This window comes from Gordonia sp. VNK21 (assembly GCF_046098115.1).
Classification (GTDB): domain Bacteria; phylum Actinomycetota; class Actinomycetes; order Mycobacteriales; family Mycobacteriaceae; genus Gordonia.
Genome location: NZ_JBJURU010000021.1, coordinates 1,571 through 22,414, shown reverse-complemented (window position 1 = coordinate 22,414; position 20,844 = coordinate 1,571). Strand labels below are relative to the sequence as shown.

At 70.8% G+C, this 20,844-nt stretch carries 17 protein-coding genes, 1 tRNA gene and 1 pseudogene; 9 read left to right on the top strand and 10 right to left on the bottom strand.

Annotated features, from left to right (window positions below):
- Nucleotides 1-51: 51 nt before the first annotated feature.
- Nucleotides 52-2,271, bottom strand: coding sequence for a glycosyltransferase family 39 protein (locus ACJMNC_RS17175; protein WP_408949174.1), 2,220 nt, complete (start codon nt 2,269-2,271; stop codon nt 52-54).
- The gene (locus tag ACJMNC_RS17170; protein WP_408949173.1) at nt 2,268-3,518 is read right to left on the bottom strand and encodes a glycosyltransferase; all 1,251 of its coding nucleotides are present in this window, start codon (nt 3,516-3,518) and stop codon (nt 2,268-2,270) included. Before ACJMNC_RS17170 ends, ACJMNC_RS17175 begins: the two co-directional genes overlap by 4 nt.
- A gap of 103 nt (nt 3,519-3,621) precedes the next feature.
- Here ACJMNC_RS17170 and ACJMNC_RS17165 point away from each other — a divergent pair, with 103 nt between their 5' ends.
- On the top strand, nt 3,622-5,754 hold the full coding sequence (locus tag ACJMNC_RS17165; RefSeq protein ID WP_408949172.1) for a RecQ family ATP-dependent DNA helicase: 2,133 nt from the start codon (nt 3,622-3,624) through the stop codon (nt 5,752-5,754).
- Between the two features lie 89 nt (nt 5,755-5,843).
- Here ACJMNC_RS17165 and ACJMNC_RS17160 read toward each other — a convergent pair whose 3' ends face one another.
- From ACJMNC_RS17160 to ACJMNC_RS17140, 5 genes are all read right to left on the bottom strand, one after another.
- A complete protein-coding gene (locus ACJMNC_RS17160; RefSeq protein WP_408949171.1) occupies nt 5,844-6,281 on the bottom strand; it encodes an HIT family protein in 438 nt (145 codons plus the stop codon).
- 9 nt (nt 6,282-6,290) lie between these two features.
- Complete coding sequence (locus ACJMNC_RS17155) at nt 6,291-7,799, bottom strand: ATP-binding protein (RefSeq protein ID WP_408949170.1); 1,509 nt, start codon at nt 7,797-7,799, stop codon at nt 6,291-6,293.
- Between the two features lie 4 nt (nt 7,800-7,803).
- On the bottom strand, nt 7,804-8,523 hold the full coding sequence (locus ACJMNC_RS17150) for a response regulator transcription factor (protein ID WP_408949169.1): 720 nt from the start codon (nt 8,521-8,523) through the stop codon (nt 7,804-7,806).
- Nucleotides 8,524-8,587: 64 nt separating this feature from the next.
- Nucleotides 8,588-9,775, bottom strand: a complete 1,188-nt coding sequence (locus tag ACJMNC_RS17145) for a winged helix DNA-binding domain-containing protein (RefSeq protein WP_408949168.1) — start codon at nt 9,773-9,775, stop codon at nt 8,588-8,590.
- On the bottom strand, nt 9,772-11,322 hold the full coding sequence (locus tag ACJMNC_RS17140) for a carboxylesterase/lipase family protein (RefSeq protein WP_408949167.1): 1,551 nt from the start codon (nt 11,320-11,322) through the stop codon (nt 9,772-9,774). The genes ACJMNC_RS17145 and ACJMNC_RS17140 overlap by 4 nt, the downstream gene beginning before the upstream one ends.
- A 50-nt stretch (nt 11,323-11,372) precedes the next feature.
- On the opposite strand from ACJMNC_RS17140, the gene ACJMNC_RS17135 reads away from it, so the two are divergent.
- Together ACJMNC_RS17135 and ACJMNC_RS17130 are read left to right on the top strand one after the other, a co-directional pair.
- Nucleotides 11,373-11,735, top strand: coding sequence for an iron chaperone (locus tag ACJMNC_RS17135; protein ID WP_408949166.1), 363 nt, complete (start codon nt 11,373-11,375; stop codon nt 11,733-11,735).
- A gap of 166 nt (nt 11,736-11,901) precedes the next feature.
- Nucleotides 11,902-13,356: a catalase gene (locus ACJMNC_RS17130; RefSeq protein WP_408949165.1), complete on the top strand. Its 1,455-nt coding sequence runs from the start codon at nt 11,902-11,904 to the stop codon at nt 13,354-13,356.
- Nucleotides 13,357-13,418: 62 nt separating this feature from the next.
- On the opposite strand, the gene ACJMNC_RS17125 is transcribed toward ACJMNC_RS17130, so the two are convergent.
- Nucleotides 13,419-13,493: transfer RNA gene (locus ACJMNC_RS17125), tRNA-Thr, on the bottom strand.
- 6 nt (nt 13,494-13,499) lie between these two features.
- On the opposite strand from ACJMNC_RS17125, the gene ACJMNC_RS17120 reads away from it, so the two are divergent.
- The 4 genes from ACJMNC_RS17120 to otsB are packed head-to-tail and all read left to right on the top strand — an operon-like array spanning nt 13,500 to nt 17,452.
- Nucleotides 13,500-15,041, top strand: a complete 1,542-nt coding sequence (locus tag ACJMNC_RS17120; RefSeq protein ID WP_408949164.1) for a threonine/serine exporter ThrE family protein — start codon at nt 13,500-13,502, stop codon at nt 15,039-15,041.
- A 10-nt stretch (nt 15,042-15,051) separates the two neighbouring features.
- Nucleotides 15,052-15,213 (top strand): hypothetical protein, encoded by a 162-nt coding sequence (locus tag ACJMNC_RS17115; protein ID WP_408949163.1) that lies wholly within the window; start codon nt 15,052-15,054, stop codon nt 15,211-15,213.
- 2 nt (nt 15,214-15,215) lie between these two features.
- A complete protein-coding gene (locus ACJMNC_RS17110) occupies nt 15,216-16,667 on the top strand; it encodes a trehalose-6-phosphate synthase (RefSeq protein ID WP_408949162.1) in 1,452 nt (483 codons plus the stop codon).
- Complete coding sequence (gene otsB, locus ACJMNC_RS17105; protein WP_408949161.1) at nt 16,664-17,452, top strand: trehalose-phosphatase; 789 nt, start codon at nt 16,664-16,666, stop codon at nt 17,450-17,452. The genes ACJMNC_RS17110 and otsB overlap by 4 nt, the downstream gene beginning before the upstream one ends.
- Before the next feature lie 64 nt (nt 17,453-17,516).
- Here the strand turns inward: otsB and ACJMNC_RS17100 are convergent, their stop codons facing one another.
- Nucleotides 17,517-18,653 (bottom strand): ROK family transcriptional regulator, encoded by a 1,137-nt coding sequence (locus ACJMNC_RS17100; RefSeq protein WP_408949160.1) that lies wholly within the window; start codon nt 18,651-18,653, stop codon nt 17,517-17,519.
- A 44-nt stretch (nt 18,654-18,697) separates the two neighbouring features.
- On the opposite strand from ACJMNC_RS17100, the gene ACJMNC_RS17095 reads away from it, so the two are divergent.
- A complete protein-coding gene (locus tag ACJMNC_RS17095) occupies nt 18,698-19,465 on the top strand; it encodes an SDR family oxidoreductase (protein WP_408949159.1) in 768 nt (255 codons plus the stop codon).
- A 4-nt stretch (nt 19,466-19,469) separates the two neighbouring features.
- Here ACJMNC_RS17095 and ACJMNC_RS17090 read toward each other — a convergent pair whose 3' ends face one another.
- Entirely contained in the window at nt 19,470-20,369 is a 900-nt protein-coding gene (locus tag ACJMNC_RS17090; protein ID WP_408949158.1) for an MBL fold metallo-hydrolase, read from the bottom strand.
- Between the two features lie 276 nt (nt 20,370-20,645).
- On the opposite strand from ACJMNC_RS17090, the pseudogene ACJMNC_RS17085 reads away from it, so the two are divergent.
- A pseudogene (locus ACJMNC_RS17085) lies at nt 20,646-20,844 on the top strand (IS1380 family transposase); the annotation flags it as partial.

The following is a 20,844-nucleotide window of genomic DNA, read 5'->3' as shown; positions in this document are numbered from 1 at the left end:
CGGTCGTCGGTACGTCCGGGGCGGCCGTGGCGGCTGCCGGTTCGGTCGGTGTCAGTCCGGCAGCGGCGCGGTCAGATCGTAGAAGGTCACGCCGTCGACGGTGGTCGACGTGAAGTTCTCCGTCACCCACTCGCTGATCTCGGCGGCGGTCCCCGAGTCCGATCCGCCGAATCCGCCCGATCCACCGATGAAGTAGTGGATCTCGCCCTCGGCCACGTACTTCTGGAACTGCGCGAGGGTCGGCGACGGGTCGGTGCCGTTGAAGCCGCCGATCGGCATCACCGAATAGCCGGATTCGATCTGGTAGCCCGACGCGGAGTTGGAGCCGATCGCCGCCGCCACCCAGGTGTACCGGTCGGCGTTCTGCCGGAGCATGACGATGCTCTCCTCGCTCGGCGAGGAACCGGACAGCAGACCGCCGGGACCGCCGCCGCCCATCCGGTATCCACCGGGGCCGTTGCCGTCGCGGGTGCCGTTCTGGGCACCGCCGCCGGGAAGACCGGACATGCTCTGACCGCCGGGCATGCCGGGGAATCCCTGACCGCCCTGACCGCCGGGCATGCCGGGCATGCCGGGCATGCCGCCGTTCGGGCCGCCGCCGGGGCCGTTCGGGCCACCGCCGGGACCGCCGCCCGGGCCGCCCCGCAGGCTGGGACCGGCACTGACGATCGAGCCCTGCGTCGACGATGCGAGGGTGTCGACGGTGTAGGCGACCGGCCCTCCGAGTGCAGCCAGAATCGCGACGGCGCCAACGGTTTTGGCTGCGATTCCACGCTTGGTCACGATCAGCGCGACGGCGGCGGCCAACCCGGCGATGAGCACCGTCCAGCGCAGCCAGGGCACGAAGTCCGGGGTGCGGTCGAGCAGGACGTAGCCCCAGATCGCAGCGGTCGCGGCCGCGGCGGCGAGGAGCAGCCGCACCCACAGCCGGTCGCGGTGACGCCAGCACACGCTCATCGAGGCGCCCAGCAGCAGCGCCAGCCCGGGGGCGATCGCCACCGTGTAGTAGCTGTGGAAGATGCCGGCCATGTAGCTGAAGACCACCATGGTGGTGAGCATCCACAGCCCGGACATCAGGATCAGGGCGCGCCGCGCGTCGGTGCGCGGTGCGCGGCCGATCAGCACCAGGGCGCCGACGGCCAGGATCAGCGCGGTGGGGATGAGCCAGGCGATCTGCCCGCCCTGCTCGGCGGTGAACATCCGCCAGAACCCGGTCTCGCCCCACATGCCCCCGCCGCCGGGGCCACCGCCGCCGGGTCCGCCGCCGGGTCCGCCGCCGGGTCCGCCGCCGGGTCCGCCCATGCCTTCGCCGCCACCGGGCACGACCGAGCCGGTCTCGTTGCCGTTCAGCCGCCCGAAGCCGTTGTAGCCCAAGGTCAGTTCGAGGATCGAGTTGTTCTGCGAGCCGCCGATGTAGGGCCGCTTGTCGGCCGGCCACAGCTCCACAGCCAGCAGCCACCAGCCGGCGCTGACGATGAGCGCGCCGAGCGCACCGAACAGGTGGCCGATACGCACCTTCCAGCTGCGCGGACCGCAGGCCAGATAGACCACGGCGATCGCCGGGACGATCAGCAGCACCTGCAGCTGCTTGGTGAGGAAGCCGAAACCGACGGCCGCCCCGCACCAGAGCATCCAGCGCAGTTTCCCGGTCTCGCAGGCCCGCATGGCCGCACCGAGCGCCGCGATCATCAGCAGCAGGAGCAGCGCCTCGGGGTTGTTGAAGCGGAACATCAACGCCGCCACCGGGGTCACGGCCAGCACCAGCCCGGCGGCGAGGCCGGCCCAATGTCCGAAGCGGGTGGCGACGATCCGGTAGAGTAGCCAGACGGCGGCCACCCCCATCAGCACCTGCGGTACCAGCAGCGACCACGAGTTGAGGCCGAAGACCCGCACCGACAGCGCCGGAATCCACAGGGAGGCGGGCGGTTTGTCGACAGTGATCGAGTTGGCCATATCCGACGATCCGAAGAACCACGCCTCCCACGACTGCGAGCCGGCCTGGATCGCAGCGGTGTAGAAGGAGTTGGCCCAGCCGTTCGCCGACAGATTGCAGAGGTAGGCGATCAGGGTGCCGAGAAGCAGTGCCGCCAGTGAGCCACGCTCCAGCCAGCCGCGCGGTCCGGGCAATGCGCCCGGTTCCGCTCCCGCCCCGGAGTCCGCTCCGCTCAGCGGCGCAACGGCAGTTCCGGTGTCCCCGCCACCCGCCGGACTCGCAGCGGGCGCATCGCGGCGCACGTCGTCGACCGCCGTGTCCGGCGTCGTCGCCGTCATGACTGCACCTGCGCGCGCCGGACGAAGACCCAGCGCAGTCCGACGAAGCGGGTGGCGGTGGCCACCAGGTTCGCGATGATCAGCACGGCCAGTTCCACGCCCCGGCCCGCGTCGGGATACCAGGCGTGCAGCCCGGCCAGCGAGCCCGCCGTCACCAGCCAGCCGAAGATGAAGATCCCCCAGCCCAGCATGTGGTGTTTGACCATGCCCTCGCGGCCGCTCACCCCGAAGGTGAACTTGCGGTTGACGGCCGTGTTGAGGACGGCGGTGATCGCCAGCGCCAGGAAGTTGGCGGCCTGGGCACCCACCGAACCGTGCAGCAGCAGGTACAGCAGGGCGTAGGCGACGGTCGACGCGACGCCGACGGTGGCGAAGCGGATCACCTGGCCCACCATGCCGGACGGCACACCGGCCATCTCGGGGCCGTTGAATCGCTCCCGTCCGAGGTTGCGCCGCAGCTGGTCGATGGGCAGCCGGCCGGTGGCCAGCGCCCAGCCCACCCGGGCACAGCCGCGCAGGTCGGCGGTGGCGGTCGCGACGATGTCGACCGAGCTGGCCGGGTCGTCGATCCAGTCCACCGGGACCTCGGCGATCCGCAGTCCGATGCGTTCGGCCAGCACCAGCACCTCGGTGTCGAAGAACCAGCCGGTGTCCTCCACGTAGGGCAGCAGTTCCCGCGCGACATCGCTGCGCATGGCTTTGAAGCCGCACTGCGCATCGGAGAACCGGGCCCGCATGGCCACCTTGAGGATCATGTTGTAGCTGCGCGAGATGAACTCACGCTTGGCCCCGCGCACCACCCGCGAGTCCCGACTTAGCCGGGTGCCGATGGCGACATCGGAGTGACCGGAGATCAGCGGCGCCACCAGCGGCATGAGCGCGTTGAGGTCGGTGGACAGGTCCACGTCGCAGTAGGCCACGATCTGGGCGTCGCTGGCCTGCCAGACCGCGCCCAGCGCACGTCCGCGGCCCTTGGCGGCCAGGTGCACCACCCGCACGCCCTCGACCTCGCCGGCCAGCCGCTCGGCGATCGCCAGAGTGCGGTCGGTGCTGGCGTTGTCGGCGACGGTGATCCGCGCACTGTAGGGCACGTGGCGGCTCAGGTGGGTCCGCAGCCTGCGGACCGCGGTCTCCAGATCGTCTTCTTCGTTGTAGACCGGGATGACGATGTCCAGGACCGGGGCCACCGGGTCACCGGCCACCACGGTCTCCATGACCGTCTCGGGTTCCACTGCTGGTGTTGTCATGCTGCAAGAATCGCCGCGCAGTCTCTCTCCACCCTGGACCGTGACTGTCAACTTCCTGTGAGCGCTGCGGCCGCTGTCCGCACCGCGCGATAGATTCGCTTCCATGACCGCCGCAGCCCAGCTCACGCCCGCCCAGCACGAGGTGGCCGACCGGGTGATCACCGCCCTGGCCGGCCCGGAGGCGCGGCTGCGCCCGGACCAGGAGACGGCGGTGGCGACACTGGCCTCCCCCGGCTCGCGGGCCCTGGTCGTGCAGGCCACCGGCTGGGGCAAGTCGGCCGTGTACTGGACGGCGACGGCGGTGATCCGGGCGGCCGGCGGTGGGCCGACGCTGATCGTCTCGCCGCTGCTCTCGCTGATGCGCGATCAGGTGGCGGCGGCCACCCGCGGCGGGCTGCGGGCGGCGACGGTGAACTCGGCGAACGTCGACGAGTGGGCGGCGATCGAGGACGAGCTGCGTTCCGGGGAACTGGACGTGCTGCTGGTCTCGCCCGAACGGCTCGCCAATCCGGGTTTCGGCCGCCGGGTGCTCGATGTGCTGGCCGGGCGGCTGGGGCTGGTGGTGATCGACGAGGCGCACGCCATCTCGGACTGGGGACACGACTTCCGCCCCGACTACCGGCGGATCACCGACGTGCTGCAGCAGCTCAACCCGCAGACCTCCGTGCTGGCGACCACAGCCACCGCCAACGCCCGGGTGACCGAGGACGTGGCGGCCCAGCTCTCGACGGCCGACCTGGCGGCCGGACCGGAGACGCCGGCGAACGGCAACACCCTGGTGCTCCGCGGACCGTTGGCCCGGATATCGCTGCGGCTCAACGTGATCGATGGGCTTTCACCCATCGAGCGCTACGCCTGGGTGGCCGACGAGCTGCCGGCGCTGCCGGGTTCGGGCATCGTCTACGTGCTGACCGTCGCCGACGCGGAGCGTCTGACCGCCGCCCTCAAAGCGGTGCACGGCGACGACTATCCGGTGGCGGCGTACACCGGTCAGCTGCCGCCGGAGGAGCGGCATCGGCTCGAGGACGATCTGCTCGGGAACCGGGTCAAGGCGCTGGTGGCCACGTCGGCGCTGGGCATGGGCTTCGACAAGCCGGATCTGGGTTTCGTGGTGCACGTGGGTGCGCCGCCGTCGCCGGTCTCCTACTACCAGCAGGTCGGCCGTGCCGGGCGCGCGCTGGACGAGGCCGTGGTGGTGCTGCTGGCGTCGACGATGGACGAGGCGGTCTGGGAACACTTCGCCACGGCGACCATCCCGGACCCCAAGCGGATGACCCGGATGCTGACCGCGCTGGCCGAGAGCGATGGCCCGATGAGCATTCCAGGGCTGGAGGCGGCCACCGGGATCCGGCGGGGCCGGGTAGAGCTGATGTGCAAGCAGCTGGCCGTGGAGGGTGCGGTCGAGCGCACCGCGGACGGCTGGGTGGCCACCGGGCGACCGTGGACGTACGACGCCGAGCACTACGACTCGGTGCTCGCGGTGCGGCGGCGCGAGGCCGGCATCATGCGCGACTACATCGCCGGCCGCACCTGTCTCATGCGGCTGCTCACCGAATCGCTCGACGATCCGGCGGCCACCGACTGCGGACAGTGTTCGGTGTGCCGGGGCGGGCTCACTCCTCCGCTGCGCCCCGAGGTTCCGGCCGAGCTGGTGCGGAACATCTCCACGGCACTGCGGCGCAAGGCACAGGTTCTGGAGCCGCGGAAGATGTGGCCCGGCGGGGTCTTCGGCAGCCGCGGGCGGATTCCGGCCGGCCTGCTGGCCGAGACCGGCCGGGTGCTGGCGCATGCCGACGCTCCCGAGTGGAGCGAGCTGCTGGCGTCGGCCGTCGCCGGCCGCCCGGATGCGCGGGAGGAGATCGCGACGGCCGCGACGCAGGTGCTCGGCGACTGGGTCCGGGCCACGGGGGTGCGCCCGGACCTGATCTTCTCGCTCGACACCCGCGGCGGGGAACTCGCCGCCGATGTGGCGCAGCGGCTGCGTACCGTCGGACGCCGCGACGGCGGAGTGGTTCCGGTGACGCCGGGAACACCGCCGGGCCGCGACGACACCGGCCCCACCGAGGCCGCCTACTGGCGCGACCATCTGGGGCCCGCGCCGCAGACCGACGGCGCGACCCTTCTGCTGGTGGTGGACGCCTCCACGTCCGGCTGGCCGGTCACCCTGGCCGCCGCCGCCCTCCGCGAGGCCGGTGCCGGCGCGGTTCTGCCGCTCCTCCTCCACCGCACGGTGTGAGCGCGGTCCGAGCCGGTTCCACCCTCCGAAATCGGTTGAGCCCCACCGACTAGTCGGTGGGGCTCAACCACGTGGGTAGGGCGGATCCGTCAGCCGACGGGTTCTTCGGGGACGTTCTCCTGGTAGCCGAGCGCACGCAGCGAGGCCCGGATACGGCGGGCCGACTCGTCGAGCTGCGCCGGGTCCGGATTCTGCTCGGCGCGGGTCAGGTCGAAGCTCTCCAGGGTGTGCGCCGGGAAGACGTGGATGTGCAGGTGCGGAACCTCCAGGCCCGCGATCAGCAGACCCATCCGCGGGGCGTCGTACGCGGCCTTCACCGCGCGGCCGATCTTCTGCGAGACATCCGACAGATGGGTGAACGTGGGAGTGTCGATCTGCTCCCAGTGATCGATCTCCTTGCGCGGAACCACCAGCACATGTCCGGGGGTCACGGGGTTGATGGTCAGGAAGGAGACGGCTTGCCCGTCCTTCCACACGAATCGTCCGGGAAGCTCGCCATTGATGATCTTCGTGAATATCGAGGCCATACCCTGATCCTACGTGGCATCCGCGGGCTCGTCGTCGACGATCAGCCGAGGCAATGCGAACCAGAATCGGGCACCGCGGCCCGGCCCGGGATCCACGCCCACCCGACCGCCGTGCGCACCGACCAGGGCCGCCACGATCGACAGTCCCAGTCCGCTGCCGGCCGTCGCCGACTCCCGGGTCCGGGAGGCGTCGCCGCGATAGAAGCGGTCGAAGACCCGCTCGGCCTGTTCGGCGCTGATCCCCGGGCCGGTGTCGGCCACCTGCACCAGCACCTCGCGCTCATTCGCCGACACCCCGACGGTGATCGTCGCCTCGGGCGGCGTGTGCATGATCGCGTTGCCGATCAGATTGCGCAGCACCTGGGTGAGCCGCTGCGGATCCCCGTCGACCACCGGCTCCTCGCCGTCCGTCCGGTCGTCGACCGAGATCGACCGCTCCGGGGCGGCCGCACGCGCCGCCGTCACCGCGTCGTCGACCAATCCCAGCACTTCGAGCGGCATCTGATGCAGCGGCCGGTGCGCGTCGAGCCGGGCGAGCATCAGCAGGTCCTCCACCAGCAGCCCCATCCGGTCGGCCTCCGACGAGATCCGGCCCACCGCATCACCGGTATCGGCCACGGCACCGGCACGCATCAGCTCGGCGAAGCCCTTGATGGAGGTCAGCGGGGTGCGCAGTTCGTGCGAGGCGTCGGCGATGAACCGGCGCATCCGCTCCTCCGAGGCCCGGGCCTGCTCCTCCGAGGCGCGCGCCTGCTGCTCCGACTGCGCGGTCGCGGCGAACGCCTGCTGAATCTGCCCGAGCATGGCGTTGAGCGAATCGGCCAGCGAACCCACCTCGGTGTTCGACGGCCCCGGCGGCACGCGCCGGGTCAGGTCGCCGCCGGCGATGGCCTCGGCCGTCTCCTCCACCCGGCGCAACGGTCGCAGTGACGAGTGCACCAGCAGGTAGCCGAGCACGCCCACCACGCCCACCACCAGCGCCCCGATCCCCAGCTGCAGCCAGATCAGCCGATGCAGGGTCTCGTCGACGTCGGCGAGCGGGGTGGCCACCACGACCACACCGTCCTCGTCGGCCCGCTGAATCACCCGCCAGTGCGGGCCCGAGCCGTTCACCGAGTCCACGGTGAGCGGACCGGCATCGGTCGACGGCAGCGAGCTCAGATCCGGGGCGGCCTCGAAATCACTGAAGGTGATCGGTGCGCGACCCGAAATCGACAGCCGCACAAAGAACTCCGACGGCGGGCGGCGCGGGCCGGGTGTGTGGTCGGGCCGCGGCCCCTGGTCGACGTCGCCGCGCGGCCGCGCCCAGGTGTTGGTGCCCTCGACCAGCGAGGTGTCGATGCGATCGGTCAGATTGGTGCGCATGGCCGAGGTGACCGCCAGCCCCGAGGCGAGCAGCCCCAGCGCCACCAGCACCAGGGTCAGCACCACCAGCGACACCCGCAGCGGAACCCCGCGCCGGCGACGGGCCGGCGCGGGGGCAGTCGGCGGGGCCGCCGCCCCGGACCTGACGCTCACGATCTCACTCCCGCGGTTCGCGCATCACGTAGCCCACCCCGCGCAGCGTGTGAATGAGCCGTTTGGGTCCGGTGTCGACCTTGCGCCGCAGGTACGACACATAGGATTCGACGACGTTCACCTCGCCGCCGAAGTCGTAGTTCCAGACGTGGTCGAGGATCCGCGGCTTGGACAGCACCGTGCCGGCGTTGACCATGAAGTAGCGCAGCAGCGTGAACTCCGTCGGCGAGAGCGCCACCGCTTCCCCCGCTTTGAAGACCTCGTGCGTCTCGTCGTCGAGTTCGATGTCGGCGAACCGGATCCGGGTGAGTTCGGCCTCCCGCTCGCCGAAGCCGCTGCGCCGCAACAGCACCTCGAGCCGGGCCACCACCTCTTCGAGGCTGAACGGTTTGGTCACGTAGTCGTCACCGCCGATGGTCAGGCCGTTCACCTTGTCGGCCACCGAGTCGCGCGCCGACAGGAACAGTGCGGGCGCCTCGATGCCGTCCGCGCGCAGCCGGCGCAGCAGACCGAAGCCGTCCATCCCGGGCATCATCACGTCCAGGATCAGTGCATCGGGCCGGAAGGTCCGGGCGATGTCGAGGGCGTTGGGACCGTCGACGGCCGTCTGCACGTCGTAGCCCTGGAACTTCAGGGACACCGACAGCAGTTCCCGGATGTTGTCTTCATCGTCGACGACGAGCACCTTCGCGGCGCGGTCCGATGTCTGGTCTCGAGCAGTCATGACCTTCAGGATGCCCCGCCGCACTGGCGGTCCGCTGGCAGAAAGCTGGAAGATTCCTGGGAGCTCACCGGTGCCGCCGCATCACAGGTGAGGGGAAGCCGACCGCCGGGCTGTCCCCGCCCAGCCATTCGGCTAGTTCGGCGGCCCGCTCGTCCAGGGCCCGCGACGCCGGCGCAGGCAGATCCTCCAGGGCGATCACCTCCACCCGATGCTGCTCCGGACGATGCAGCCAGGACCCCACGATCCGGCCGTCCCACCACGCAGTCTGCCCGCCGTTGCCCGACCGGTCGAAGATCTCGGCAGCGTGCGGGCCCAGATAGAAGTCGCGATGCTTGTAGCCCATCGTCGCCGGGTCCAGACTCGGCAGCAGCAGCGCCACCGGATCGGTGGCCGGGACCGTCTCGAGATCGTCGGCCATCAGCAGGCTGGCGACCCCGCCGTCCAGCTCCACCTCGACCACGTCCAGCTCCCGCAGCGCCGAACGCACCGCCGTCTTCATCGAACCGAGCCACCACACCAGATCGTCCTCGGTGCCCGGCCCGTAACTGCGCAGCCAGGCCTCGATCAGCAGGCGGTGGCCGGCGGCCGGATCCAGCGGCTGAAGCGGTCCGCCCAGCCAGGTCTCCATCGCCGTCCACGAGTACCGGCTCTGATGCCACCGGCCCGCATTGGGGCCGCGGACCACCGCGCCGCGCGCGGCCAGCATGTTCAGCACCCGCGGCAGAAGCGGCGACGGGCCGCCGTACCGCTTCCCCGGAGCGATCTCCACCGACCGGTCGAACTCCGGCAATGCCTCACGCACCTGGGTGCTGGTCAGTTCCCGGTCGGCCAGCAGCGCGGTCACCGCCGCGGCGGCCTCGTCGATCCAGGTCTCCGGATCGATCGAGGACTGCTCGTCGCGGCGCAGATCCCGCAGCAGATTGGTGCGTTCGGAGGCGGCCACCCGGCCGCCGACGGTCCCGACCGCCGCCGCCAGCAAGGGCCGGTCGAGGACGAAGAGGGTGCGGCGCATCGCCAGCTGTTTGATCAGCGTGCGCTGCTCCGACAGCGCCTGCTCGAGCGCCTCCGGACGGTCGGCGCCACCGCGCGCCCACGCCGCCATCGACACGCTGGCCGGAATGGTCGCGTGCAGGCCGACGGCGTCGGCCGTCACCTGCTCCGGACCGGCCGGCCCGCGCACCCCGTCCAGTCCGTGCCGGCGCAGCAGCCGGGTCCGTCGCGCCGCATCGTCGACGACGGGCCGCGCGGTCATCCGAAGGCCAGCACGTCGTGGCCGAAGGCATCGAGCAGCGGATCGTCGAGGCCGGTGACCGCAGAGTCCCGCGCGCCGATCCGCAAAGAATGCCTGCGCTGGTCGGTGTAGGGCTGCCAGCGGGCGTGCCCGGAGTCGGCCGCCGGATCGCCGTGCGCCGCGAAGTTCAGCCAGCGCTGCTGCATCCGTGCGGTGAGCCGCTCTCCGGTACGCCGGCCGCCGAGCTTGTAGCTGAGGTCGCGGGTGGCCGACGCCGGGTTCCCCCACACGTAGGGCAGCTCGGTGGCGTGGGTGGCCCCGATCCTCAGGGCCCGGAAGAACGGTGTGGCCCAATCGAACCGGTACAGGTAGACCGGTGCACGGCGGCTGTGCGCCTGCGCGATCCACACGGTCGGCAGCCGGAAGCCGAGGTCGCGGGAGATGCCCATGCTGCGTCGGCGCCTGCGCTCACGCGGATACGCCGCATGCATCACATGACGTTCGGGGATGGCCAGTTCCGGCTGCTCCTGGGCGATCATGGCGAACATCGCCTCGACCTGCGACTCGCTGACCGGCATGAGCGGCGACCTCATCCAGCGGAAGAGGGAGGTCTCGTCCCGGTTGGTGCCGATCAGCAGCGGCACGTCCAGCGCCAGCCCCGCCGAGAACGCGTCCATCGGATCGATCGGCACCAGGTCGCCGTCGACCACCGGCGCGAAGGCGATGGTCCCCGGAAAGCGTTCGGGCACCTCGTTGAACACCCCGCCGCTGGCCGCGACCAGCGGGCGCGGATCGAGGTCGTGCAGCCGCCCTGGATCGCCCCCGACATCGAGCCGGTCCAGCAGCAGCCGGGCGTGCCTGTCGGCGCGATCATGCTCGTAGACGCTGCTCGCCGGGGAACTCTGCGCCACGGCCCGGTGAAAGAGCCCGCGCGCCGCGGGCGACGTGAGCAGAGTGGTGACCACACCGGCACCGGCCGACTCCCCGAAGAGGGTCACCGTGGCGGGGTCGCCGCCGAAGCGCTCGATGTTGGCCTGCACCCAGCGCAGTGCCGCCAATACGTCCGACAGACCGCAGTTGGCCTGGTAGTCCTCCCCCAGCCCGGTCAGATCCGCGAAGCCGAAGACCCCCATCCGGTAGTTGACGGTCACGATCACCGCGGGCACCCCGCCGGCGACCGACCGGCGCACCAGCGAGGCGCCGTCGTAGAGCGGCTGCGAGCCGGAGCCGCACAGGTAGGCGCCGCCGTGCACCCACACCAGCACCGGAAGCCAGGCGTCCGAACCCGCCGCCCCGGCCGGGGTCCAGACGTTGAGGAACAGACAGTCCTCATCGGTGGTGGTGTCCGGGCCCAGGTCGATCACCGGCATCGTCGGCTGCGGGCACACGTGCCCGTACCGATCCGCATCGGCCACGGCGGTCCACGGCTCCGGCTCGGCCGCATGCCGCCAGCGCCGTTCGCCGGTGGGCGGGGCCGCGAAGCGCACCCCTTTCCAGACGTCCACGTCCCCGGCGTTCCCACCGCGGACCGGGCCGTGCGCGGTCTCGACGGTCAGTTGATCGGTCACGGTCCCAAGTCTGCCGCAGGACGGGTGCTCACGCGTATACCCTGACCTTCATGCCTGCTCCGAAACGCGCCGACACCACCGATTTCTTCAACCGGCTCGACGCTCATCAGCGGCCGCACCTGCTGGCCCTGCGGCAGATCAGCGAGTCGTATGCGCCGCAGGTCAGCGAGCAGCTCCGCTGGAATCAGCCGGCCTACATGCGCGGCAAGGAGCAGTGCTGGATGCTGCAGGCCTTCAAGAACCACTGCTCGCTGCGGTTCTCCCCGGACTTCTTCGCCGACCACGTCGACGAAGTGCAGGCGGCCGGCTACGAGTGCGGCGCCGGCTTCCTCAAACTGCGCTACGACCAGGACGTGCCCGAGGAGCTGTGCCGGCGGCTGATCGAGGCGCGGCTGGCCGTCGCCGGAGACTGAGCCGCCGGACCGCTCGTCGGCCGCACGGATCTGCGTTAGAGTCGGATGCAGGTGCCGCCCAGCCCGCGGCGCCACGGTGCCGCAGCGCGGTACGCTCCGGCTCTCCCAGCCCGGGAGCCGGGTTGCCTGGAACTCATTCGCGGATCAGCGACGCCTTGGAGGCGACATGTCCGACAGCAGTAGCTACACCACCACCGATTCCGGTGCTCCGGCCGGCAGCGACGAACACTCGCTCACCGTTGGGGCCGCCGGGCCGATCGTCCTGCACGATCACTATCTGCTCGAGCAGATGGCCCAGTTCAACCGGGAACGCATCCCCGAACGGCAGCCGCACGCCAAAGGCAGCGGCGCATTCGGCACCTTCGAAACCACCGGCGACGTCAGCGCCTACACCTGTGCCGGACTGTTCCAGCCCGGCGTGAAGACGGAGATGATGGCCCGCTTCTCCACCGTCGCCGGTGAACGCGGCAGCCCCGACACCTGGCGCGATCCCCGCGGATTCGCGCTGAAGTTCTACACCGCCGAGGGCAACTACGACATGGTCGGCAACAACACGCCGGTCTTCTTCATCAAGGACCCGATGAAGTTTCAGCACTTCATCCGCTCCCAGAAGCGCCGGGCCGACAACAATCTGCGCGACCACGACATGCAGTGGGATTTCTGGACGCTCTCCCCGGAGAGCGCCCACCAGGTGACCTGGCTGATGGGCGATCGCGGTATCCCGCGCACCTGGCGGCATATGAACGGCTACAGCTCACACACCTACCTGTGGGTCAACGCCGAGGGTGTCAAGCACTGGGTGAAGTACCACTTCATCACCGATCAGGGGATCGAGTTCCTCACCCAGGAGGAGGCCGACCGGATGGTCGCCGCCGACGGCGACTTCCACACCCGCGATCTGTTCGAGTCGATCGCCGCCGGCGATCATCCGAGCTGGACGCTCAAAGTGCAGCTGATGCCGTACGAGGACGCCGCCAGGTACCGGTTCAACCCGTTCGACCTGACCAAGGTGTGGCCGCACGGCGACTATCCGCTGCACGAGGTGGGCCGGATGACCCTGCACACCAACCCGACCGACAATCACGCCCAGATCGAGCAGGCCGCCTTCGAGCCGAGCAATGTGGTGCCCGGGATCGGGTTCAGCCCGGACCGGATGCTGCTCGGCCGGGTCTTCTCGTACTCGGACGCGCACCGGGCCCGGCTCGGCGCCAACTACAAGCAGATCCCCGTGAACCGGCCCCGCACCGAGGTGCGCTCGTACTCCAAGGACGGTGCGATGCGGATCGACCCGGTCAGCGATCCGGTGTACGCGCCCAACTCCAAGGGCGGACCCGCGGCGACCTATCCCGGACAGCCGGAGCCGCAGTGGGCGGCCGACGGCGAGATCGTCCGCACCGCCTACGTCGATCATCCCGAGGACGACGACTGGGGTCAGGCCGGCACGCTGGTCCGCGAGGTGCTCGACGATGCGGCGCGGTCCCGCCTGGTCGACAATGTGGTCGGGCATCTGCTCGACGGGGTGAGCGAGCCGGTGCTCGAGCGGGCCTTCGAGTACTGGCGACGGGTCGACCGCGAACTGGGCGACCGGATCGCGGAGGGGGTGCATGCCGGCACGGACTGACACGACGCACGCGCATGCCTCCGCTGTCCGCGCCGGACGCGGATACCGTGGAGCCAGACCGGTGGAGCCCCCTGTCGGGATTGAACCGACGACCGCTCGCTTACAAGGCGAGTGCTCTACCACTGAGCTAAGGAGGCATGTGCGTGCGTGAGTATATCCGCCGTGGACTCCGCTGGGCGATGCGCGGTGCCCCGGCCACCGCCGACACCATCGAGCCGGGAAGCATCGTCGTCGCGCCGCGCAAACCCATCGACCGGGAGGACGAGGCGGCCATCACCGAGGTCCTGGATCTGGCGACCAAGGTCGGTGCCGTACTGCTGGATTCGGGTACCGGCGCCATCGACACCGGCGACCAGGTGGCCTTCGTGGCCGGCATCTACGGTCTCGACGACGTGGACGTCGACGTCACGTTCAACACCATCATCGTCAGCGCCCGCCGCGGCAGCACCCTCCCGCCGATCATCACCATGCGCACCGTGCACTACCGTTCGCACGACTTCACCAGGCTGGCGCAGGTGGACCGGCTCATCCGCCGTATCCGGACGGTGGCGATCACCCCCGACACGGCCCACCGCATCGTCGACGACATCCTCGCGGCCAGGCACCCGTACCCGTACTGGGCCGCGACTCTGGCATGGGGATTCCTGGCGTCGGGCGTGGCCATCTATCTGGGCGGCACCTGGCTGGTGGCGCTCACCGCGTTCTTCACCTCGATCGTGATCGTGGCCACCAACCGCCGGCTCAACCGGATCGGCACCCCGGTGTTCTTCCAGCAGCTGACCGGCGGTTTCATCGCGGTGATCCCGGCGGCCGCGGTCTTCCGGTGGACGGCCGAGAGCGGTCTGGCCTTCTTACCGTCACAGATCATCGCCGCCGGCATCGTGGTGCTGCTGTCCGGACTGTCGCTGGTGGGCGCGGTACAGGATGCCATCACCGGTGCGCCGATCACCGCCGCGGCACGCTTCACCGAGGTGCTGGTGATGACCGGCGGGATCCTGGTCGGCGTGGCCCTGGGGATCCGGCTGATGGCCGCATTCGGGCTCACACTGCCCTCGCTGACCACCGTCACCCCGTTCGGGGCGGCCGAACTGCCGGCCCGTATCGCCGGCGGTGCCATCGCCGCCGCCGCCTTCGCCTTCGGCGCCTACGCCGAGCAACGCGCACTGCCGGCGGCCGTGCTCTCGGGCATCCTCGGCTCCGGCGTGGTGGCCTCGCTCTCGCTGACCCAGATCGGCAATGTCTCCGCCTACGCGGTCGCCGCGATCCTGGTCGGCTTGATCGGTGGTCTGGCCGCCCGCCGCGCCCTGACCCCGCCGCTGGTCATCGCCGTCGCCGGCATCACCCCGCTGCTGCCCGGTCTGACCATCTACCGGGCGCTCTACGGTCTGATGAGCGGCCGGATCTCGGCCGGGCTGGGCGAAGCCGCGACCGCCGTCGGCCTCGGCTGCGCGCTGGCCGCCGGGGTCACCCTCGGCGAGTTCGTCGCCCGCTCCCTGCGCCGGCCCACCGTCAAACTGGCTCTGCCGCACCATCCCCGGCAGGCGCTGCGGGCCCGGCGGGAGGCGCGTGCCGCCCGTCGGTTCGGCTGGCAGGGACGGGCCGGACGATCGGGAACCGGCAGCCTCCAGCCGGCCGCCGGACCGCCCGGGGGCGCCGACGAGCGGGATCGGCCGCCCGGACGGTAGAATGCAGGTCATGCCTCCTAAGACCACCGACATCGCCGACGAAGAACTCGAGCCCGTCGCCGACGAGACCGCGCATTCGGCGCGGCGCGTCGTGGCCGCCTACGCCGCCGACGCCGACGAGTGCCTGATGCTCTTGAACATGCTGGGAATCGCGCCGGGCGACAGCGAGTAGCCGTGAGCGCAGCGGAGCGCGCCGGGGCGGACTTCGTCGTCGTCGCCAACCGGCTGCCGGTGAAGAAGCGGGTCGACGCCGACGGCACCGTCACCTGGCCGCAGGCGCCCGGTGGGCTGGTGACCGCCATGGCGCCGGTGTTCGCCGGCCGCGACACCGCCGATTCGGCGTGGGTCGGCTGGACCGGCGACGCCGATTCGCACGACGAACCGCGCAGCGACGGCATCGACCTGCGGGCCGTTCCGCTCTCGACCGAGGAACTCGTCGACTACTACGAGGGCTTCGCCAATGCGACGCTGTGGCCGCTGTACCACGACGTACTGGTGCCGCCGCAGTACCGGCACGACTGGTGGGACACCTACGTCGCCGTGAACCGGCGCTTCGCCGACGCCGCCGCGCAGGCCGCCGCCCCGGGCGCCACCGTGTGGGTGCACGACTATCAGCTGCAGCTGGTGCCGGCCCTGCTCCGGGAGCTCCGGCCCGATCTGCGGATCGGCTTCTTCCTGCACATCCCGTTCCCGCCGTTCGAGCTGTTCAATCAGCTGCCCTGGCGCCGGGAGATCCTCGAAGGCCTGCTCGGCGCCGACCTCGTCGGCTTCCATCTGCCCGGCGGTGCCCAGAACTTCCGGGCCGCCTGCGCCCGGATCCTCGGCGTTCCGGTCTCCACCGGTCCGGTGGGCGTCCGCGAGGACTTCGCGACGGTGACCGCCGGCGAACGCACGGTGACCGTCGGCGCCTTCCCCATCTCGATCGACTCGGCGGGGGTGGCCGAGCAGGCGCGCCGGCCCGAGGTCCGCGAACGGGCCCGGCAGATCCGCGCCGAGCTCGGCGAGCCGGTCACGCTGCTGCTGGGGGTGGACCGGCTCGACTACACCAAGGGCATCGACGTCCGGCTCGAGGGCGTCGAACGGCTCTTCGCACAGGGCCGGCTCGATCCGGCGACCACGATCTTCGTGCAGCTGGCCAGTCCCAGCCGGGAGAACGTGGACAGCTATGCGCGGCTTCGCGACCGCGTCGAACGCACCGTCTCGCACATCAACGGCACCTACGGCACCACGGCCGCACCGCCGGTCCGCTATCTGCTGCAACCGGTGGCCCGGGACGAACTGCTCGCCTACTTCCTGGCCGCCGACGCCACCCTGGTGACTCCGCTGCGTGACGGCATGAACCTGGTGACCAAGGAGTACATCGCCTGCCGGGACGACCTCGGCGGCGCCCTGGTCCTCAGCGAATTCACCGGCGCCGCACTCGAACTCGGCGATGCCTACCTGCACAACCCCTACGACCGCGACAGTGTGGCCGATGCGATCGAGGCCGCCGTCAGCGACGGCGAGGACGCGCGGCGCGAACGCATGCGGGTACTGCGCGAGCAGGTGATGACCCACGACGTCGCCGTCTGGGCGGACGCCTTCCTCGGTGCACTCGCCGACACGAACGGAACACCCCGGGCATGACCGACTCGCCGGATACCGACGGGATCGACGGCGCCCTGCGCGCCGCGCTCACCGACTTCGCCGCACTGCCCGTGGTGGTGGCCGCCTCCGACTTCGACGGCTGTGTGGCCCCGCTGGTGGACGACCCCGCCCAGTCGGCGCCCGATCCGCGGTCGATGGCCGCGCTGACCGCCCTCGCTCAGGCACCGGACACCACCGCGGCCCTGATCTCCGGGCGCGCCCGCGGGGTGCTCAGCGAGCTGTCCGGGGCCCGGCCGCCGCTGGTGCTGGTGGGCAGTCACGGCGCCGAGTTCGAGTCGGGCTTCGACGATGCGCTCACCCCCGAGAAGACGGCCCTGCTGAACCAGCTGGTCGCCGAACTGCAGGCGATCTCCGCGCGCCGTCCCGGCACCCTCGTCGAGACGAAGCCGGCCAGCACCACCCTGCACGTCCGCAACGCCTCGGAGGCCGACGGCGAGGCCGCGCTGGCCGAGGCGCTCGCCGGGCCCGCCGCCCGCGAGGGCGTGCAGGTCACCCACGGCAAGGCCGTCATCGAGTTGGCCGTGATCGAGACCAGCAAGGGCCGGGCGCTGGACGTACTGCGCCGGTCCGCGCAGGCGCAGGCCGTGCTCTACCTGGGCGACGACGTGACCGATGAGAAGGCCTTCGCGCATCTGCGCGGGCCGGCGGCCGGCGGCCGGGACATCGGGATCAAGGTGGGACCGGGCGAGACCGCTGCCGACTTCCGCGTCCCGGACACCAACGCTGTCGCCGCCGTGCTGGAACTGCTCGCCGGACTGCGCTGATAGCAGGTCTGGGCTGATAGCAGGTCTGGGCTGATCACCTGTCTGGGCCGATCACCGCAGCGGGTCAGCAGTCCCGGATCACGGCGAGCGGATCGCCGTACAGCGCCGCCAGGGCCACCGCCACCGGCGCGCTGTCAGGGACGTGCAGACCGAACTTGGTGGGCACGATCTCCAGCGGCCAGTCGAGGGAGCTGGCCGCGTCGAACGCCGCCTGGACCGGCGCCAGTCCCCGCGGATGGGCACCGAAGGCCTCCCCGGCGACGATGATGGCGTCCGGGTTGATCACATCGCGCATCAGGGCCACCGCCTCGCCGAGCACCCGCGCCCGCTCGTCGGCCAGCACACCGGCATCGTCGGGCACCCCCAGCCGGGCGGCCGCCGCCTTGCGGGCCGCCGTACCGATCACCGACTGCAGCGGGGCGATCGGCGACTCTGCGAGCACCCCCGGCGCCACCGGCAGCCCGGCGATGCTGCCGGGACCGTGCACCGGCTGATAGATCTCGTCGTCGAGAATCAGGGCCATGCCCACCGTCTCCCGGGCGTAGAAGAACAGTCCGGCCCCCGCCGGCGCGATCTGCCCGTCGAGCAGCAGCTCCGCGGCGGCCATCGCCTGCACGTGCTCTGCCACCGACACCGGCACCGGCAGGTGCCGGCACAGGATCTCCCCGAGCGGCACCTGCGACCAGTGCAGAATCGGATGGGTCACGGTTCCGCTCGCCGGATCCACCACACCGCCGACGGCGGCACCGGCCCACAGCACCTGCCGCCCGGAGAAGCGGCCGGCGAGTTCGGCCAGCCCCCGGCAGAGCCGCTCCACCGCGGCGGCCCCGTCCTCGTCACGGCCCTCCTGGGTGCGCACCGCATGGCTGTAGAGCAGGCGGCCGCCGATGTCGGCGATGACCAGGGCGGTGCGCCGGGCACCGATGTGCAGTCCGGCCACGCAGTACCGGTCCCGGTCCAGCGTGAGCGGGATCTTGGGCCGGCCCACCCCGCGCGAGTCCAGCAGATCGGGACGCTCGTCCACCAGACCGGACTCGACCAGGGCGGTGATCTGCCGGTTGACGGTCGCCGCGGACAGTCCGGTCATGCCGGTGATCTGTTCGCGGAACGCCGGCGCCCCCACCCGAATCGCGTTGAGCACCACCGCACTCGGCGCCGAGCCGACCCGCAGATGAGCGGCGACGACTCCCGGGGTGACCATGGCGTCGAATCTAGCAGCCGGGCGCGCGGCCTAAACTCGTCTTCATGACTACCTCGAATGTGCAGCACGCAGCGAACGCCACCGGCAAGGTCGCCGTGGTCACCGGGGCCAGTTCCGGTATCGGCGCGGCCACCGCCCGGGCCCTGGCCCGCGACGGCTACCTGGTGGTGCTCGGCGCCCGCCGCACCGACCGCATCGACGCGCTCGCCGCAGAGATCGGCGGCCGCGCGATGTATCTGGACGTGACCGATCCGGCGTCGGTGGAGCGTTTCGCCGGCACCCTCGAACGCGTCGACGTGCTGGTGAACAATGCGGGCGGCGCCAAGGGGCTGGCGACGGTCGCCGAGGCCGACCTGGACGACTGGCGGTGGATGTGGGAGACCAATGTGGTCGGCACTCTGCGCATGACCAAGGCCCTGCTGCCGGCGCTGATCGCCTCCGGCGACGGGCTGATCGTCACCGTCACCTCCATCGCCGCGCTGGAGGTGTACGACAACGGCGCCGGCTACACCTCGGCCAAGCATGCGCAGGGCGTCCTGCACCGCACCCTGCGCGGCGAGCTGCTCGGCACGCCGGTGCGGCTGACCGAGATCTGCCCGGGCATGGTGGAGACCGAGTTCTCCCTGGTCCGATTCGACGGCGACGCCGAGCGCGCCGACGCCGTCTACGACGGCCTCACCCCGCTGAGCGCCGACGACGTGGCCGAGGTGATCGCCTTCACCGCGTCCCGTCCGCCGCATGTGAACCTCGACCAGATCGTGCTCAAGCCGCGCGATCAGGCCGACGCGCGCCGCAACGTCCGCAACCGCTGAGCCGTCACAGGGCCCGGTAGCGCCCGTCGTCGTCGGCGACGATCTGTTCGGCCCGCAGCAGCCGCTCCAGATGCAGTTCGGCGGTGCGCCGCTCCACCGGCACCACCCACGGCGCCTGCACGTGCGGCCGGTAGACCAGCCGGTGCTCCACGATGTCGGCGAGGCTGTGCGGGACCGCGAGGAAGCTCAGCAGCCGGTCCTCCCGGCTGAGCAGCTTGTCCCGGTAGGCGCCCAGCCGGCGGCGGAAGTCCGCTGAACCGTCCACCACCCCCTTGTGATGGAAGGTGCCGTACCAGCGCGCCTCGATGCCTTCGACCTTGTCGAAGGAGGCGAGGAAGTCGTCGACGCTGCTGTGCAGGTCGCCGTACATCGGGCCGAACGAGGTGAGGTCGATGTCGGCCACGTACAGGAAGCCCGCGGGTTCGATCAGCAGGCCGCTGTGCCCGGGGGTGTGTCCCGGCAGGGCGACGACGGTGGCGGTGACGCCGCCGCCGAGATCGAAGACGTGCCCGTCGCGCACCGCATGCACCTGGCCGGGACCGTCGTCGAGGCCGTAGACCTCACGGACCTCCTGCTCCATCCGGTCGCGTTCGGGGCCGGGCGGCACGTACTGGGCGAGCATGGCGTCGAGGGAGCCGACCGCCTCCGCGTCGGCCTCGTGCGCGTGCACGTCCGCGGTGAAGTGGCGCAGTCCGGCCAGATGATCCTCGTGGGCGTGCGAGATCATCACCAGATCCGCGCCCACCGGATCGGTGTGCATCGCCAGGGACGGGTCGACCACCATCACCGCGTCGCGGCCGCGCACCACCACGGTGTTCCCGTAGGGCACGACGCCGCCGTTGGCCGCATGCAGCACCGTCACGCCGTCGTAGTCGCACGCGGTGAACGGGGTGTCCGGTTCCATCCCCCGACTATCTCAGGCCGGCGCCGTCGAGCGGTATCCGGAGCCACACACAACACGGTGTACACATCATATTGTGCAGAGCGTTTCCGGCACGTCTGCGTCGCCGTCGTCAACCACGTCATCCACATCCGGGCAGTTCGTTCACATCCGCCTAACCTGGTTCTTTCATCGGTGAATTCGACTCGCCGACCCTGATGCATGAAGAAAGGTGCTCTCACCTGCGATAATCGTTCTTGCGACAGTCCGATTACGTCAGAGCGAGGGAGCACCTTTCTGGTGAGTAACTCTACCGTGTTCTACCCACACATCCGCGCCACCGGCGACGGCGAGAACCTCGTGTCCCACGCCGGAACCATCCTGTTGACCCGAACAGTCGAGGTCAGCGGCCGCGCGGCCGAGTTGTCGACCGCACTCGCGCCGTGGCGCACGCCCTCCGCAGTCCATGATCCGGGCAAGATCATCGCCGACCTCGCCG